This is a genomic window from Candidatus Nitrosocosmicus sp. T (assembly GCF_054408485.1).
In genome coordinates, this window is the sequence record NZ_CP166992.1 from 2,045,403 (window position 1) to 2,062,688 (window position 17,286).

At 32.7% G+C, this 17,286-nt stretch carries 17 protein-coding genes; 8 read left to right on the plus strand and 9 right to left on the minus strand.

Features of this window, described 5'->3' with window-relative positions:
* Positions 1-4: 4 nt before the first annotated feature.
* A complete protein-coding gene (locus tag AB0A59_RS10325; protein ID WP_458743566.1) occupies positions 5-424 on the plus strand; it encodes a secondary thiamine-phosphate synthase enzyme YjbQ in 420 nt (139 codons plus the stop codon).
* A 382-nt stretch (positions 425-806) separates the two neighbouring features.
* Positions 807-1,112, plus strand: coding sequence for a hypothetical protein (locus AB0A59_RS10330; RefSeq protein ID WP_458743568.1), 306 nt, complete (start codon positions 807-809; stop codon positions 1,110-1,112).
* 603 nt (positions 1,113-1,715) lie between these two features.
* On the opposite strand, the gene AB0A59_RS10335 is transcribed toward AB0A59_RS10330, so the two are convergent.
* Complete coding sequence (locus AB0A59_RS10335; RefSeq protein ID WP_458743570.1) at positions 1,716-2,114, minus strand: DUF6659 family protein; 399 nt, start codon at positions 2,112-2,114, stop codon at positions 1,716-1,718.
* Positions 2,115-2,460: 346 nt separating this feature from the next.
* Positions 2,461-4,563 (minus strand): tetratricopeptide repeat protein, encoded by a 2,103-nt coding sequence (locus AB0A59_RS10340; RefSeq protein WP_458743572.1) that lies wholly within the window; start codon positions 4,561-4,563, stop codon positions 2,461-2,463.
* Positions 4,564-5,385: 822 nt separating this feature from the next.
* On the opposite strand from AB0A59_RS10340, the gene AB0A59_RS10345 reads away from it, so the two are divergent.
* Positions 5,386-5,556, plus strand: a complete 171-nt coding sequence (locus tag AB0A59_RS10345; RefSeq protein WP_458743574.1) for a hypothetical protein — start codon at positions 5,386-5,388, stop codon at positions 5,554-5,556.
* Positions 5,557-6,297: 741 nt separating this feature from the next.
* A complete protein-coding gene (locus AB0A59_RS10350) occupies positions 6,298-7,659 on the plus strand; it encodes a hypothetical protein (protein WP_458743575.1) in 1,362 nt (453 codons plus the stop codon).
* 3 nt (positions 7,660-7,662) lie between these two features.
* Here AB0A59_RS10350 and AB0A59_RS10355 read toward each other — a convergent pair whose 3' ends face one another.
* From AB0A59_RS10355 to AB0A59_RS10365, 3 genes are all read right to left on the minus strand, one after another.
* Positions 7,663-8,517 (minus strand): MinD/ParA family ATP-binding protein, encoded by an 855-nt coding sequence (locus tag AB0A59_RS10355; protein ID WP_458743577.1) that lies wholly within the window; start codon positions 8,515-8,517, stop codon positions 7,663-7,665.
* Positions 8,518-8,622: 105 nt separating this feature from the next.
* Positions 8,623-9,600 carry a sensor histidine kinase gene (locus tag AB0A59_RS10360; RefSeq protein ID WP_458743579.1) on the minus strand — a complete coding sequence of 326 codons (978 nt, stop codon included), beginning with the start codon at positions 9,598-9,600 and terminating at the stop codon, positions 8,623-8,625.
* Positions 9,601-9,673: 73 nt separating this feature from the next.
* Positions 9,674-10,090 carry a hypothetical protein gene (locus tag AB0A59_RS10365; RefSeq protein WP_458743581.1) on the minus strand — a complete coding sequence of 139 codons (417 nt, stop codon included), beginning with the start codon at positions 10,088-10,090 and terminating at the stop codon, positions 9,674-9,676.
* An 82-nt stretch (positions 10,091-10,172) separates the two neighbouring features.
* On the opposite strand from AB0A59_RS10365, the gene AB0A59_RS10370 reads away from it, so the two are divergent.
* Together AB0A59_RS10370 and AB0A59_RS10375 are read left to right on the plus strand one after the other, a co-directional pair.
* Complete coding sequence (locus tag AB0A59_RS10370) at positions 10,173-11,282, plus strand: ATP-grasp domain-containing protein (protein ID WP_458743583.1); 1,110 nt, start codon at positions 10,173-10,175, stop codon at positions 11,280-11,282.
* 141 nt (positions 11,283-11,423) lie between these two features.
* Positions 11,424-11,798, plus strand: a complete 375-nt coding sequence (locus AB0A59_RS10375) for a response regulator (RefSeq protein ID WP_458743584.1) — start codon at positions 11,424-11,426, stop codon at positions 11,796-11,798.
* Positions 11,799-11,849: 51 nt separating this feature from the next.
* Here AB0A59_RS10375 and AB0A59_RS10380 read toward each other — a convergent pair whose 3' ends face one another.
* On the minus strand, positions 11,850-12,056 hold the full coding sequence (locus AB0A59_RS10380; RefSeq protein WP_458743586.1) for a dodecin family protein: 207 nt from the start codon (positions 12,054-12,056) through the stop codon (positions 11,850-11,852).
* A 152-nt stretch (positions 12,057-12,208) separates the two neighbouring features.
* Positions 12,209-12,559, minus strand: coding sequence for a DUF488 family protein, N3 subclade (locus AB0A59_RS10385; protein ID WP_458743588.1), 351 nt, complete (start codon positions 12,557-12,559; stop codon positions 12,209-12,211).
* Positions 12,560-12,681: 122 nt separating this feature from the next.
* Here AB0A59_RS10385 and AB0A59_RS10390 point away from each other — a divergent pair, with 122 nt between their 5' ends.
* On the plus strand, positions 12,682-13,530 hold the full coding sequence (locus tag AB0A59_RS10390) for a sulfurtransferase (RefSeq protein ID WP_458743590.1): 849 nt from the start codon (positions 12,682-12,684) through the stop codon (positions 13,528-13,530).
* Positions 13,531-13,545: 15 nt separating this feature from the next.
* On the opposite strand, the gene AB0A59_RS10395 is transcribed toward AB0A59_RS10390, so the two are convergent.
* Positions 13,546-14,295: a hypothetical protein gene (locus tag AB0A59_RS10395; protein ID WP_458743591.1), complete on the minus strand. Its 750-nt coding sequence runs from the start codon at positions 14,293-14,295 to the stop codon at positions 13,546-13,548.
* A gap of 55 nt (positions 14,296-14,350) precedes the next feature.
* Positions 14,351-16,123, minus strand: a complete 1,773-nt coding sequence (gene glmS, locus AB0A59_RS10400) for a glutamine--fructose-6-phosphate transaminase (isomerizing) (protein ID WP_458743593.1) — start codon at positions 16,121-16,123, stop codon at positions 14,351-14,353.
* Positions 16,124-16,291: 168 nt separating this feature from the next.
* Between glmS and AB0A59_RS10405 the strand changes: the two genes are divergently transcribed.
* Positions 16,292-17,275, plus strand: coding sequence for a hypothetical protein (locus tag AB0A59_RS10405; protein ID WP_458743595.1), 984 nt, complete (start codon positions 16,292-16,294; stop codon positions 17,273-17,275).
* The last annotated feature ends 11 nt before the right edge of the window (positions 17,276-17,286 follow it).

The window sequence follows — 17,286 nt, forward strand, 5'->3', positions numbered from 1 at the left end:
ATAAATGAAATCGATTACTGAATATTTAATATTCAATACCGAATCAAGGTTTGAGCTAATCAATATAACCCTTGATGTGGAAAAGATCTTAAATCGAAGCGGGATCAAGGAAGGTTTATGTTTAATTAATTCAATGCATATATCTTCTAGTATATTCATCAACGATGATGAAAAAGGGTTGCATAAAGATTTTCGGGGCTGGTTAGAAAAATTAGCTCCGCACAATCCCATAAATCAGTACAGACATAATGACACAGGCGAAGAAAATGCTGATGCCCACCTTAAGCGGCAAATCATGGGAAGGGAAGTAGTGGTCGCAATTACCAATAGCAAATTAGACTTCGGCCCTTGGGAACAAATATTTTATGGAGAATTTGATGGAAATAGAAGGAAAAGAGTTCTAGTTAAGATTATTGGTGAATAACTGCTTGTTACTAGGCTACTCTAGCATAATTCCAAGTTTAGTAACCAAATTAAACTGCTTATAAAGGGATCCCCTCCGGTAAATACAAAAGCTTTTTCCTCCAACAATATGACTCTACCTCTTTAGTCTAATCAGAATGCCTAATGGGGAGATTAGAAGTGATAATTACTAGACATACATACAGACAAAGTTTGATATCTGGGTGAATGGCCATAGGAATTTGTTTTATGTGTTTATTGAGAAATCTTGTCAAGATTCTGAATGGAAAATCATCATAAGAATTTACACGAACCGTCATTTTTTGAGCAAATTTATCGACTAGTATCAGAAATAATTTGTCAACATTATATACCTCCTTATATATAGTATATTGGATGATTTTTTGACCCAAAATAATTTTCCCCTAAAAAGTTGGCATATTGAAAATATGGAAAAGACAGTTATAAAATATGTTAAAGGACTTCCACAGGATGCTTCAAAATGGGAGATAAGAAAACACAAAAAATATGGCAAATTATCAAATATAATTAGAAATATCCATTATGACATCAAACATGGCGTTACTAATGATCAAGTCATTGAGGTATTCATAAAAATCCGTAATGAACCACTGTTCTGTGATTTACAGAATAATCTTGATGCAATGAATAGACTCGGAGATTTAGAAAGACATTGGAAAGAAATATGAATGCCTATATAGCAGCCGTTTAATATAGGCCTTACCAAAGCACTCCAAAATAAACTTTCTTAGCACAAAATATTTAACCAGGAATTTAATCAAGCAAAATTTATTGGTCGAAGGATTCCAGGGTTCAAATAACTCATTGACTTTATTTTGGACATACAAATACAGAATGTAAATAAGAATCATTTAATCAATTTCTCATTCATAAAATTAAAGTAATTATTATTCTAAAAAAGAAACTCATTTTTATAAAACTGATTACAGACTTCATCTAGGTCTGCAAGTTTTCAAAAAGAAGTCATTCTTTTCAACAGAAATATAGCTATCTTCTAGGTCTTGGACTCGTATTCATTCTACGATGTGAAGAAGAACAATAACCACAATATTCTGTGATGCCTGCTTTTCCATGGCACATACACTCACATTTACTTCCCGCTGAAAATTTTTGTCTCATATGTATAATAAATACATCAACCCTTATAACAATTGGTAATTTTAGATATATAAAAATCGAATAATTACAACTTAGATTAGATTTATTTAATTGCGAATGGATATACACGCTTTTCAATTTTAGATTTAATGGCCCCTCACTCTGTATAACAATTACTCCCGGTTTAGTAGTTTAATGTATTCTAGGACTTTTTTTTCAATAATGAATATTGAATTGGCCTCTATATCGAACGAGATAAGAAGATAATATTTACTTTCGTTGACACCAGGTAATGGAATCGTAGCACGTATCAGTTTTTCATACTTGCCCACAGAATAATCCAAGGTACCTAAATTCTTCTGGAAATCTTCACGAAGTTCTGCCCTAAAGACTGCTTGCATGGCATATTGTTTTGTCTCATCGTCATTCATTAGGGGATTTAATTGTTCTCGGTAGGAAGTTGCCAACAATGTACCCATCCCATTTGCTATGCCTACAAATCTGATAAGAGGATCCAATTCCCTTATGTGTTTGCAGTGAATATTTGCGAAACTCTCATTAGCAAAATCCAATAATACTCAATTAATATCAAATATGATCACGTTATTAATTTTTCTTCTGATCCCTCAATAATTTGAAACCTAGAATTCCAACATCATCCAACTCATTATGAAAAACTAATTGGTGAAAAACCAATAAGGTAGCAGAATATGTTATCCATTATTTTTCATGGAAACGATTTATTTTATCTCTTACAGAAGACATCGAAGACATTGAAAAATGTCACTTTAATAAATTTAATATTAGAAAATAATCCAATTTTTAGATCTACAGGCAAAACAAGATTTTGGTTTAGCCTGTCATTTTATGCTTTTTTCTAGTTGAAAATCACCATGATAGAGACCTTATGTAACAGGATTACATAATAGGAACGGAATAGTGCTTTTCATTCCCAGACAATTTTTTTTGTCTCACTGCCTTTGACATAATCGCATATTCTGGATTTAGATCAATTGCTTGATTCAAGTAAAATACAGAATCAGGTAATTCATCATCATCCAATTTCGTTTTAGAAACAAAGCATCTGTACCAAACCTCGGGTATTAAGGGATCCTGTTTTAATATATGGTTGTAAATTGAGACTGATTCTTTGTAAGAGCCCATGTGTTCCATTATGTATCCATATGTATATAGAACATCTATGTCGGTTGGATCAATGCCTAATGCTCGCTTTATTGTTTCTAATGCTTCGTTAATACGTGCAGGGAATTGATTTGCAAGTATCCACGCTTTTCCATTTAGTGCTTTGACGTTATCAGAATTAATTTCCAGCGTTTTTTCGTATGAAAAGATGGCTTCTGCAAATTTTGATGTGGCTGATAGAGCCATTCCTTTATTATAGAATGCATCTGCATGATAGGGGTTTATCTCGATGGCCTTGTCAAAAGATGATATGGCTTCTGCAAATTTTGATGTGGCTGATAGAGCCATTCCTTTATTATAGAATGCATCTGCATGATAGGGGTTTATCTCGATGGCCTTGTCAAAAGATGATATGGCTTCTGCAAATTTTGATGTGGCTGATAGAGCCATTCCTTTATTATAGAATGCATCTGCATGATAGGGGTTTATCTCGATGGCCTTGTCAAAAGATGATATGGCTTCTGCAAATTTTGATGTGGCTGATAGAGCCATTCCTTTATTATAGAATGCATCTGCATGATAGGGGTTTATCTCGATGGCTTTATCGTAGCAGGCTATGGCTTCTTGGTTGTTTCCTAGATGATACAAGGACAAGCCCTTGTTGTTGTAAGCATCTGCATATTGTGGGTTTATCTCGATGGCTTTATCGTAGCAGGCTATGGCTTCTTGGTTGTTTCCAGTAACAGATAACACGATACCTTTATTACAAAATGCAAGATCATACTCGGGGTTTATCTCTATGGCTTTATCGTAGCAGGCTATGGCATCCTGGCTCCCAATGTAATACAAGGACAAGCCCTTGTTGTTGTAAGCATCTGCATATTGTGGGTTTATCTCGATGGCTTTATCGTAGCAGGCTATAGCTTCTTGGTTGTTTCCTAGATGATACAAGGACAAGCCCTTGTTGTTGTAAGCATCTGCATATTGTGGGTTTATCTCGATGGCTTTATCGTAGCAGGCTATGGCTTCTTGGTTGTTTCCAGTAACAGATAAGGCTATACCTTTGTTGTAAAATGCAAGATCATACTCGGGGTTTATCTCGATGGCTTTATCGTAGCAGGCTATGGCTTCTTGGTTGTTTCCTAGATGATACAAGGACAAGCCCTTGTTGTTGTAAGCATCTGCATATTGTGGGTTTATCTCGATGGCTTTATCGTAGCAGGCTATGGCTTCTTGGTTGTTTCCAGTAACAGATAAGGCTATACCTTTGTTGTAAAATGCAAGATCATACTCGGGGTTTATCTCGATGGCTTTATCGTAGCAGGCTATGGCTTCTTGGTTGTTTCCTAGATAATACAAGGACAAGCCCTTGTTGTTGTAAGCATCTGCATATTGTGGGTTTATCTCGGGGGCCTGATCAAGGGAAGAGACGGGTTTTTGATCGCTATCGGTAGAAAGAGTAGAACTGTTTGCATATGGTGGGTTTATCTCGGGGGCCTGATCAAGGGAAGAGACGGGTTTTTGATCGCTATCGGTAGAAAGAGTAGAACCGTCGTTTGTAGAAACATTACTAATCTTGCGAGGTATTGATTTAATCAAATTCGCCAATCCCTCAATTTGAGTTTCTATGGATGCTTTGTGCTTCATAGAGATATCCGAGTTTCTAATCTTGGCATTTATAATGGCGGTAATATTATCTATTGAATTTCGTACAGATGGATCGAGATCTATAAGAGAGTCATTCTTTAGAGAAATTTCGCAATTGTCATATTCCGCATTATCGATATCCGCCACATAATCATCCTTATTCGTATTAGCAGTATTATTATCCCTATTTACATCTCTAGGGATATTGTTAACTTTATAATTATCATCCAAATAATTTCTATTTATATTATCGGTATCATTTATTTAACTATTATAGCAGTCTTATCTGACAATGAAAAGGCGTATCCGGCACAATATAAATCTCATATTAATTTATAAAAAACCTTAGAAATCACACACGTCAAGACTACTATACATATCAGTAAATCGTAGACCAGCGTATACAAATTTTTTGTCCTAATTGTTCAATGTTTTGAGTAATATACTCGCTTAGATTGTTTTCTGCCAATAATCATTTTCCTGTAAATAATTAAAAGTTGAGATTATCAATGAAATTATAATCAAACAATATTGTTCAAATAAATCAAATTACGTATAGGATATTCTAATTATTTTGAATAAATGTTAGTACCTTAAAATAGACCGTTCTTTTATAATTTCATTAAGTTAAAGACAGTCTGAATCATATTATTAATAAAGTATAGTCAAGCATTCAGGTGACTTTGCATTCGCTATGTTGGAAGATTAGTCAATGTTGTTAATGGATACTTTTCAATTTAGAAAGATGATTTAAAACTAGGCTTGTAATGATATCACAAAATGAACAATAGACAGATAATACCTGAAATTATATGAAAGAAACATAGAAGCTTATATCCATAAATCATAACTATCCTATTATATTATTAAAAGTATAAATAGTCGACTCGAATATTAATACGTTGCCGTTGAACACCAAAACCCTGTGTTTAAACTTGTTTGAAGAGTTTTAACAGGGCTTGAATGATCAAATATTGTTAGTATCATCTATTTATTATTGAACAGTGTTACTATAATGATAACTCATAAGTTTTATACGTGCTTATATAATATATGAATAAATTTACAAAAGAAATCGCTAATATTTTAGCAGCTCAAATTGATAATAAACCATACGAAATCGTTCAAAGTGGTCTTAATCAAGAACAATTAGAAGAAATTAACAAGTTTGTAGGCAAATATAATAGATCCAGCTTTGGCCCATTTCCTTTAAAGTCAAGATAAATCGTTCGCATTTATTAGGATGTTTAAAACGATATTAATCAGGATTTGTCAATAATATAACATAGAATTAAGAGATGTGGATAGATTGAGAAATAATAAATGTATAATATGTGGAAGGTTCTATGAAACGACCAATTTGCCGAGCTTATCAGCAACATCCGAGCCCCTAGTAGATAAGAATGATTGCTATCGAATATATAAAAAGTTATTAGGCGTTTATGGGAATGCATATATCGACCTCTTGAGTTCTTTTTAATATTTGATAAAATTATCCTCTAATTGGGATTCTATCACATACTATACAGGGTAACTGGTATGTTCTAATTTTGTAAAGTAATCATTTTGGTATGACAAAGTTACTTAAAAATAAAACGTTGAAAATCGATTTATGAATTCTTAACTTTTTAATTATAGAAAAGATGGATTGATATTTTTGTAATACATGGATAGTTGTCAATTCATTATATTTGCTCATTACATAGAGGTAAAATATTTTGAAAACCATGATGTAGAATAGCCTTATCCTGCAAATTAGTAGTAGGTAATTTGTAAGATTTATAATTTCTATTTATCTTCAACCATATAGAAATGCCAAATTAAATATTAAAATAATTCTGATTCTATTGGATAAAAAATAGAAGGTAATTAAGAAATTTATGATATATCTATAATTGTAGATACTAAGAAAAAAAGGGTTCACAAATTAAATATTCAAATAGGAGACTCAGATATGCCTAAATAATGAAGGCTTCCATTAATCTCAGATCTGTAACTGGCAATTCAAGAGCAGTTACACTTTCGATTTCGGTCTTTATTTTATTACTATTTGTAGATTATTATATAAGTTCAATCTCCGATGTAGCAATTGGTTTTATTCAAACAACAACAGGGAGTGTTCTATTTGCGACAATTATGGCTATAAGTCTGTTAGGGAGCTTCATAATAATTAACCACATTTTGACAATAGTGAACAACAGAAAATCGATTTTTAGTAAATACAAAATTCTTTTAAGAGTAATTCAATTAATTCTTTATTCCTTATCTGCATTTGTACTTTTTGATATGATTATCGATAACAAATATTATACTATAAATTTAACCTTAATAACCATATTTAGTTATGGCTCCAGTATAGTTTTGAGCTTATTAGTTAGTTCTAAATTACTTTCATGGTATAAAGAAAATAAGAATAAATTTTCCCTCTTATTCGGTATTTCCATATTTTTTATGTTTATCAATCTTTTAGTTTCTATATTCCTTTTTGCAACGCTACTTTCTGAAAAACCATCTGAAATTACTATATCTACCCCAGTAGTTTTCAATTTTGAGTGCGACAACGATAGCCTTTATTGTATTTTTAAAATGAGTGTAATAACCCTCCAATCATATTCAATGATGGCCTATTTTGCGTTACTTTGGATTTGCAATTACTTTCTCTTACACTATCAAATCAAAAAGATAGGAAGAACAAGGTTTTTTATTTTGACGAGTATTCCATTGATCCTATTTTTCTTTGTATTCATTTACCATTACGATGAAATTTATTCGCTAGCTGAGAATATGAATTTTGATGAGAGTATTGTGTTTATGTTTCAGATTTTTATGCTAATACTTTCAACCACACTTTGTGGAATATTATATGGCCTAGGATTCAAGTCGGTGGCCAATCTACTTAAAATATCACCAAAAGTTGAGGGGCATTTAAAAATGGCGTCCTATGGAATCATTCTGTTCTTTATCTGTGCCAATGCAACCATAGTAGGTGCAGGTTTCCCTCCCTTTGGTATACCAAGTATAATTTTTCTTCCATTCGCCTCTCTATTGTTCTATGTAGGGACATATTATTCAATTATTGCCATTTCAAATGATATTCGAGTTAGAAAATATATCAAGAATTCAGCATACAAAGAATTAGAAATCATGGGAGACCTGGCTCAGTCTCAAATGATCGATAATATGAAGGAAAAGGTTTTAGCAATGACCAAGAGATACTCTGATGAAATTCATCAGGGTAGTGAATCTGAATCGATGGAAACGGAGGAAGATCTAAGAAGTTACATGGACGAAGCAATCAGTATTTTCAATAAAGGTAACAGAAAATAAATTTTATTCTAGATTTTCTACCTGATTAACTAGATCTTTCATCTTTGTCGTAAATGGATGCTCTGGAAATTCATTTGTAGTCAAAAATTCCTTTTCCTTAAACTGAATGTCACAATAACACGGAATCTCTAGCAGTGTATCTACTTTTACCAATCCGCTTACGAACTTTTCCAATTCATTGTCTATCTTATCTTTAAAGACGGAGTTCCCGCTTATGATATCTGTATAAGTAGGGTCAATGTTCACATAAGGCACACAATATCCGGAAACCCTATTTAACAACAATTTGCAAACTGATCCGTGTTCGATTAAAGAGGAGTAAATTTCTTTAATCATTTTAATTGTTCCTCTTAAATCCAAATCACCCATTTTTAACGTTAATAAGACTATATCAGATATCACTATAGAATTAATTGACCAATATCGTATCCCGGGACTTGTATCCATTACTATAAAATCTGCTTCTTTATTGACCAATAGGTCTTCGCGCATCGCAATAAAGTTTCTGAACTGTCGTACCTGTTGTTCCTTATCATTAAGCAAACTACCTTCGAGTTGATATATATCCTCTTTTCCACCTTTAGAAAAACCTATTGATAAATCCCCTTCAAATTTAAAATCTATTAGAGAACTGAAATCAATCATAACATCATCTAGGTCAGCTTTGTTTTTCAGATAATCATTTATCCAAAACTTTGGCTCAATATTAAAATATGTATATAGACTGGGAGCGTAAAAATCGAGATCAAGTAAATATACTTTGTAACCCTTTGAAGCCAGCAGAAAAGAAAAATTGGCAGCTAGTGTGGTTTTGCCAGTTCCACCCTTGTAAGAATGAAAGGATATACATTTTCCCAATCTATGTACTTTAAATGTTCATTTAAAATACTTTGTGCAATAGAGGTAATGGCATAGGTCAGGGTTATTGTCATCTCTAATAAAACTTATAATAAGTGTAACAGACTATTTTATGGGTAATTCGATTGTAAAAGTACTTCCGACCCCGTTCTCATTATTTCTCCCTTTAATTCTACCCAAGTGCTTTTCCACGATTATTCTTGATAGGTAGAGTCCTAGTCCCGTTCCAAGTTTATCAGTGGTATAGAATTTAGAGAATATTTTTTCAAGATTTTCCTCATTCATACCGGATCCAGTATCAATAAACTTGAGTACAAAATATCTTTCAGTCTGTCGAATGGATATTACGATTCGCCCCCTTTCAGTAAACTTTATAGAGTTACTTAATAAATTATCTAGTACTTCAATCATTCGTATCTTGTCAGCCTTTATCATAATCTTTTGGGATAAAGTATCCAATTCTATCCTGATGTGCTTTTTGTTGACTTGAATAGTATAATCACCTATTAATTCCTCGACGACCTGGACGAGATCAAAGTATTCAATGTTCAAATTAAAAATATTATTTTCCATTCTGGCATAATCAAGAATATTATTTGTCATGATATCCAATTTTCTAGCATTTCTAGAAATAATTTTCAGCAATTCATTTTTTTGATCGGTGTCTAGCCTCTTATTATTTTGAATCAGATCTGAAAAACCAAGAATTGGTTGAATTGGGTTTTTTAGCTCATGAGCAAGGATCCGAACAAAGTTATGATTGGAAGTATTATTTCTATTCAATTGATTAGAAAGATCCTTTACTCTATTTTCGAGGATAGACTGCTTCCAGAGGCTTTCAAAAATAGCTGAATTATGCCAAACTACAGAATCTTTCAAAGATATCACATTGAAGAACGAATTAGGGAATCCTCTTTCAAAGTTACTCTTCCATTCAGAGAATAATGATACAGATTTATCTACTCCAGCAATGAAATACTTAAACTCATCTTCATGAATACGCTGTATTTCGACAAAAGGTAGTTCAGAAATGTTTATTTTCTTTAAGAACGAATCTACCTTTTTGCTTTTAGGAAATAACAATCTAATCTTTGGTGGAGGTCTGTGGGTTTGGCTAACGCGTAAGAAGAACCCTTCTAAAACATCAATAAACTGTTCAAATATACCAGTACCTGGAACATACTACCTGTAATTCATCTTTAGTTTCATATAATTCATCAACGAGTCTCCGCTTAAAACTTGAAAAGTCAGAAACAACTTCCGAACTGCTGAATTTTGTTCTTTTGATATCAAACAGAGATAGTTGAACAAGATTTCCCGATCCAGTCCCCCAATTAATTTGATCAAGGCCCAGCTCCGAAAAATCTTTCCCATATACAGAGACAAGTCTATTATAAAAGGTATAACAATGCTTGTGATGAAACCTTTTATCTACATCATTTATCTCCTTAATGAACAAATCAGCATTATTTTTTATATGTTTTCCACATAAGTAACAAACAACTACAGATTCAGGTTTTCCTGATTGTGAATTAGAATTACTTCTGATTGTTATATAGTATAATGATGACAATAATTAAATAAACTTATCTCGCTGCATTTGTTACTTATAAAAAAGAAGATAAAATTTTTATATTGTTGAAATAAACGTAAGTGTGTCTAAGAAGCCTTTTGTTTTTAATTTTCTAGAGAAATTAAATTATAGAAGAATCCTAATGAATAATACCAATCCCTTAGAACTAGTTGAACGATTAAATAAATCTAAAAAAGGAAACTCAATTACTAGACCTAAAGTATTGATATTAACTAAGAAAATAGACATAGAATCAGATCTCCTAGGCATCCAATTCCTGAAAAATGGAATTGATTATATAAAAATTACAGAAGAGGATATACCTTTAAATTTTCGTTTTGAGTTTAAAGTAGGAAAATTAAATGACTCCATACTATGGCTTAGAAATAGAAAAGTCATTCCTGATGAAATTAAAATAGTATTGTTTAGATATTTTGACTTAAAATTCTTGAGTTTTTATCCTGGGGGTATATATCAAATGTATTTTGCTCAACAGTGGTATCAAGCTTTTAACTGTATATCAGTAGCAATAGATGCTCTATGGATAAATAATCCACAAAGAACCTTTGAGGCTGAAAATAGATTGAATCAGTTGCTGTGGGCGCAAAAGATCGGTTTTAGCATACCTGAGACTTTGATAACCAATGAAATGGCGGCAGCTAAAAAATTTTTTAAGACATTTCGTAAATCAACAATTGTTAAAGTACTTCATCATCATGAGATTTATCTAAACCAAAGATCCTTTAGGTTCCTTACTAATAATATTGAAACCAGTCATATATCAAAATTCGACGAGTTAACTTACGCACCAGTAATTTTTCAAAAAAAAATTAATAATAGTTCAGAAATCCGGGTAACTGTAGTAAATGACAGGATTTTTTCATGTAGAATTTCAACAACTCAAGAAAAGCACAATTTTTCTGATCTGCATAAGATAAAGGAAAATGATTTGATATTTTCTGAAATTAGTATCGGTAAAAAAATGGAAAAGCTTTGTATTAAATTAAATAGAAAATTAGGATTACTAGTTTCAAGTATAGATTTTATTGAAGGTAAGAATGGGGAATTATTTTTTCTCGAAATTAATCCAATAGGTGATTGGAATTGGATTGAAAAGCACACTAATTTACCAGTAACAAAATCAGTATTTGATTTTGTAAATGGTTTTTTGAATAAACATCAAAGCACATGATTAGTACAAGAATGATTAATTGCTAAAGATACGGCCTTAACCCTTTATGAAAATGAGATTATAACCAAGAATTTAGTACAATAGAAGTATGGAAATGTAAAAATATTTTAATTGGTATAACAATTGATAAAGTATTCTATAATGGGAAATAATATCATAGTAATAGATGATGATGTGGGAACAGCATTATTCTTTAAAATTTGTTTGGAAGATCAGGGACATCAAGTGAGTATTTACAATGATCCGAACTCCCTCTTAGAGGAATTTGAACCCGGAATTTATGATCTCCTGATAACAGATATACGGATGCCTAGAATTAATGGTTTTGAATTGGCTAGTAGGATTAGAATTATGGATAATAAGATTCGAATTTGTCTAGCTACTGCTTTTGAGGAATATTATCAATCTATTATAAAGTCGTATTCAGATTTAAGTTTTAATTGCATAATCAGGAAGCCTATTAATAAAGATAGTTTTTTGGAGATAGTTAAAAGCAGATTGAGTGAACCCGCGTAGACTTTGATTAGTTATGATCAATGTTTTTATAGAAATTATTGCTGAGTTATTTTAATCGTCCCTTTCTATTTTAAATCCGATTCTAACTTCCACCTGATATTCAATTTGCTGATTTCCATTCATCCGAAAGGTCACTCTCCCCATCTCCCCCCATTGTATATTTTTCACGGTTTTAGATGCTTCCTTAAAAGCGTTGGTGACAGCTTCATTTATTCCAGTTGGCGACGTTCCTACTATGTCAATATATTTGTAGACCATGATTGATTTTAATTTCGGTCACATAAAAATATAATCAAAAATATACAAAGAGCAGATACATGCTAGCCATAGTTGAAAAAATTTCAACAAAGAGGATTATTGGTTAGTAAAACTCGCCCTAATCTTTGACTGATTACATTGGTTGCATCCAACTAGGCTTGTTCAATGATCTGTTTCAAAATATGACGGTGACATTTGTTTGAATTTTCTGGTTCATAACAAAGTAACACAACATCGATTCTTCTCGAGAAATCTTTTATCCACTTTATATTGGAAATAGATCGTCTGGTGTTCATTTCTTTTTGATACAATTCTGTGTACTCACTAATATTCAGTTCTCCCCGTTCAAGCTTTTCAGTCAAACTCTTAGAAGGGGATAATTCATAAAACCAAGCATCCATCTTGTGCTGGAGTTCAAATGGTAGTGTAGAAGAGACAGCTATCCTGTAAAAATCACTTTTATATCTCGAAAGGTTGGTTAGTGAATCAGTATATATGGTCACAAAACTAATGATTGCGACATCATTAAAATCGTTTTTGATGTGAAAAAAAAAATAGTGAACGGTACGAGATTTGAATTTTTTATTATTTAAATACCTGATTATGGTTTAAGTTTATTTGATAAATGTCAAATAGATATGCTCACCCCGAGGTCTTGGTTGACACAAGTTGGACTGAGGATCATTTAGAAGATCCTAATGTCAGAATTGCAGAGGTAGACTATGATCCAAAAACTAACTATCATTTGGGACACATTCCCGGTGCAGTGTTATTTGATTGGAAGAAAGATATCAACGACCCTTTGAGCAGAAACATCATTTCAAAAGATTCGTGTGAAGAATTGCTCAAAAAATCAGGCATAAACGAGGATACAACTCTTGTACTTTACGGAGATTTTAATAATTGGTTCGCGGCTTTTGCTTTTTGGGTATTCAAATATTATGGTTACCAAAATGTGAGGATAATGAACGGAGGTAGAAAAAAATGGCTTGAAGAAGACAGACCTCTTGATAAAACAATTCCAACATATTCAACAGGCAACTTCAAAGCATCCAGCCCCGATGAGAAAATTAGAACTTACCTAATTCACGTGTCAGAATCTCTTAAAAATAGACAAAGCATTTTAGTTGATGTCAGGTCTCCAGCAGAATTTACTGGAGAAGTGACTGCGCCTGCAGAATACCCTACTGAGCATGCACAGAGGGGAGGCCATATTCCTGCAGCCATTAACATACCGTGGGGAAAAGCAGTGAATGAAGATGGAACGTTCAAATCTCCTGAGGATTTGATGAAACTTTATAAGGAAAATGGCATTCTGCCAGAAAAAGAAGTAATTACCTATTGCAGGATTGGAGAAAGGTCATCCCATACTTGGTTTGTGCTAAAATATCTTTTGGGCTACCCAGATGTTAAGAACTATGACGGATCTTGGACAGAATGGGGCAACATGATAGGAAATCCGATTGAAAAGTAAATTCTTCCATTAAACTTAATCTTTTATTTTTTTAATAATAATATTGAATAAAGGATTATTACTAGATTTTGATAATGAAGATTGAACTGGGTTTATCTCTTGCACAATTTCAACAATTTCTTGTTTGTTTTGATCAGCCCAACGCTGTAATTCAAGATCAGCCGTAGGATCATCAGAAACCAGTCTTATGACATGTCCGATACTCATATTATTCATCATGAATTCACTCAATTTTGCTAAAGTGGCTGAACACTCAGTTCCTAATTCATACATCTGAAAATCAGGAAATAATTTAAAACATTTCACATTGAATTTCTTTATTTGAGATTCGAGCTCATACTTACACTCATTGATTCTTTTTATCGATTTAAGACTTTTCAGATTGTCTTTAGTTTTGATCCTTGCAATCCACCCATAATCAAATGGGGAGTCATTAACAACCTTAGGATTATGAATAATTTCATCATTAATTTCCACAATCTGTCCGGAAACTGGAGAACGAATTAATCCAAAGTGGTTTAAACTCTCAACTGTACCCAAACTCTTATCTCTAACAATATCAGTACCAGCCGGTTTCAATTTAAATTTGAGTATCTTGCCGGTTATATACGAATAAACTGGAGTTATACCTAGAAGGACCTGCTTCATTTCATCTGTTCCATCATTAAGTTCATCTATTGATTTTATCCAAGTAAAGTTATCAAGATTATAAAAGTAATTGACTGGAAATACACAATTCTCAATTCTATTGTCTAAACTAGTCATTATTCCAAATAATTAAAGGAAATTATTTCAATATAATAGTAATCATTTTATCATATTATTTCACGGTCACGGATTTGGCCAAATTTCTAGGGTAATCCGGATCAACTTGTTTCTCTAAAGCTAAATAATATGACATCAACTGTAATGGGATAATTTCCATTATTGGATAAAGATAATTATCAACATCAGGCAATTCTACAAACTGATCATAAATATCAGCATTCTTGTTTGAAATTCCGATTATGTGGGCCCCGCGTGATTTTATTTCATTAGAACTAGAAATCACGTCTTGATATGTTTCATCGGTAGGGTTTAAGACAACAACTATTGATTCTTTGTCAATCAATGCGAGAGGTCCATGCTTTAACTCACCTGCAGCAATACCTTCAGCATGTATATAGGCCAACTCTTTAATTTTTAAGGCCCCCTCTAATGCAATTGGATAATGGATGGATCTGCCCAAAATATATATATCTTTAATATTCTTGTCCAAAGATGAAACAAGATTTTGAATCACACTATCTAATCCTAATACTTTTTTTACCATCACTAGTAAATTCTTTTGATTGATTTCATCAAATGGCATTTGACCCCGAGATAAGATATTGACGATTTTATAGATTATCATCAGCTGGCCCATGAAACTCTTAGTGGCAGCAACTCCTATCTCGGGACCACAATTGATGGCAAGAATTGAGTCGCTCATTCTTGCCAAGGACGAAGTAGGTACGTTCACTATTGAAAGAATTTTGGCACCATTTTCTTTAGCTTTTTTTACTGAATGTAAAACATCAGCAGTTTCACCACTCTGCGAAATTGCTATTACAGCTGACCCAGGCTCCAAATAGTCAGATGAATATTGGAATTCGCTCGACATAATTACCTCAGTTTTTATTTTTGCAAATTTTGAAAGAAGTTGTTTTCCCAGTAAACCAGAGTTGTAGCTTGTTCCGCTACCGGTTATATAGATGTTAGAAGCATTTCTCAAAAATTCGCAAAAAGTTTGAAAATTGGTATCTTGAAATGGTTTTAATAGAGTTAATGCTTGCTCATGAATTTCTTTTATAGTGTGATGCGCATACTTTCCTTTTTCAGTAGACCCTAGTTCCCATGCAACCTGAGTTATAGGACGGGTTGCTATTCTTTCATTCACATCGAATATATGATAACCGTCATTGTCAATGATTACAATATCGCCATTATCTAAGAAAACAGATTTATCAGTATGCTTTAAAAAACCTAGGACATCGCTAGACAAGAACAAAGCGTTATCAGATATTCCTATTATCAAAGGTTCATCAAATCTTGCACCAGCAATAATGCCGTTATCGAAAATAGCGACAAAGGCAAAAGAACCTTTGAGGATCCGACAAGTTTTCATCATCGTTTCGTTTACATTATGGTGAGATTCTTCGTAGTATTTTTCTAACAGGTGAGCAATAATCTCACTGTCCGTTTGGCTTTTAAAAATATGACCATCTTTGGTTAGGTCTATTTTCAGCTCTTGGTAATTTTCTATTATTCCGTTATGAACCAAAGCGATATTAGATGAACATGAATAATGTGGATGTGCATTTTTATCATTTACGCTACCATGAGTTGCCCAACGTGTATGTCCTATTCCAATTTGTCCTGGAAGTTTATTGAGGTTCATTTCCTTATCAACTTCTGCAACTTTTCCTATACCCTTGCTCACCAAAATACTGTTGTCATTAAAGGTGGCAATCCCTACACTGTCATATCCTCTATACTCCATCTTTTTCAAGCTCTCAACTAGTAATGGAGCTGCGCTGATTAGTTTTCCGCTATACCCAATAATTGAACACACAACATTACTTAAAAAAATTTATATAAAACCTTTATTAAAGATAAGATCTTTCCGTTATAAAAAAAGATATAATCGATCCCTGTATTTGACTCGTTGTTGGTCACAATTATTTTTTTATTATAAAAAAAAATATATACCGGCAAAAAAAAAATTATAACATCGTATATTATGGGAATTGAAAAAAAAATAATCTATGAAAAGGAGGGAAGACTTTATGAGAAAAAAATCATACTATTTGAAAATCAAAAAGAAATCCAAGTTTTATCAAATCCGATTGCCTGGAAGATACTGAAGTTGATTTCCGATAGACCCAGATACACAGCTCAAATAGCTAAGGAATTAGAGATTTATGAACAAAGTGCTTATTACTATATTAGAAAGTTAATTTCAATCGGAGCAATAGGAGAATCTGGGTCATATTTTGTCAAGGGAGGGACAGCAAAACTATACTCAGCTATCAGTCCAGCATATGGAATTGAAATGGAATGGGGAGAGAAATTATCCCTTGATTACAATCTGGATGATTGGAAGAAAACTACAGAATTCAGGGCTGCTAGAAAATTCTTAAAAGAATTCATTGATGAAAATAACAAATTCAACGGCCTAGTCATAGTAGGATCTCCTAACCCTCATGGAATCTTTAAAACATCAGCTAGAGACGGGCATTATGCAATTCAATTGGCTTTTTTTCTAGGAAATATATGCAATTTACCTCAAGGATTTGTTGTAAAGTTAGATGAAGATGCAAAAGCTGAAAAGGAGTTAGAAGATAATAACTTGATAATAATTGGTGGCCCCGGAACAAACATAGTTTCGTCTGAATTTAACCGATACTTACCGATCAAGTTTAATGAAGAGAACTTTTGGTCTGGGCTCGTAGACAAGCCTGGAAGAATTTACCATTTAGACAATTTGGGAATTATTGCAAAATTTAGAAATCCATTTAATGGGGGAAAAACTATAATTTTGATTGCTGGGGTGAGATCAATTGGAACTAAATCGGCTGTAATTGCATTTACCAACTTTAGTAAAAAAACATTTTCAGATTATTCAGGAGATGAGCAGGAATGGGAAGCTCTGGTCCAAGGTTATGACATGGATAGTGATGGCAAAATAGATAACGTTGACATAGAAAAGGTTGTAAGAACTTAGGTCAGTAAAAC

Bases quoted from the DNA above. Each gene is read 5' to 3' on its own strand.
- AB0A59_RS10350 (WP_458743575.1), top strand. From the start codon at position 6,298: ATGAAGGCTTCCATTAATCTCAGATCTGTAACTGGCAATTCAAGAGCA.
- AB0A59_RS10390 (WP_458743590.1), top strand. From the start codon at position 12,682: ATGTCAAATAGATATGCTCACCCCGAGGTCTTGGTTGACACAAGTTGG.
- AB0A59_RS10375 (WP_458743584.1), top strand. From the start codon at position 11,424: ATGGGAAATAATATCATAGTAATAGATGATGATGTGGGAACAGCATTA.
- AB0A59_RS10325 (WP_458743566.1), top strand. From the start codon at position 5: ATGAAATCGATTACTGAATATTTAATATTCAATACCGAATCAAGGTTT.
- AB0A59_RS10345 (WP_458743574.1), top strand. From the start codon at position 5,386: ATGAATAAATTTACAAAAGAAATCGCTAATATTTTAGCAGCTCAAATT.
- AB0A59_RS10380 (WP_458743586.1), bottom strand. From the start codon at position 12,056: ATGGTCTACAAATATATTGACATAGTAGGAACGTCGCCAACTGGAATA.
- AB0A59_RS10395 (WP_458743591.1), bottom strand. From the start codon at position 14,295: ATGACTAGTTTAGACAATAGAATTGAGAATTGTGTATTTCCAGTCAAT.
- AB0A59_RS10405 (WP_458743595.1), top strand. From the start codon at position 16,292: ATGGGAATTGAAAAAAAAATAATCTATGAAAAGGAGGGAAGACTTTAT.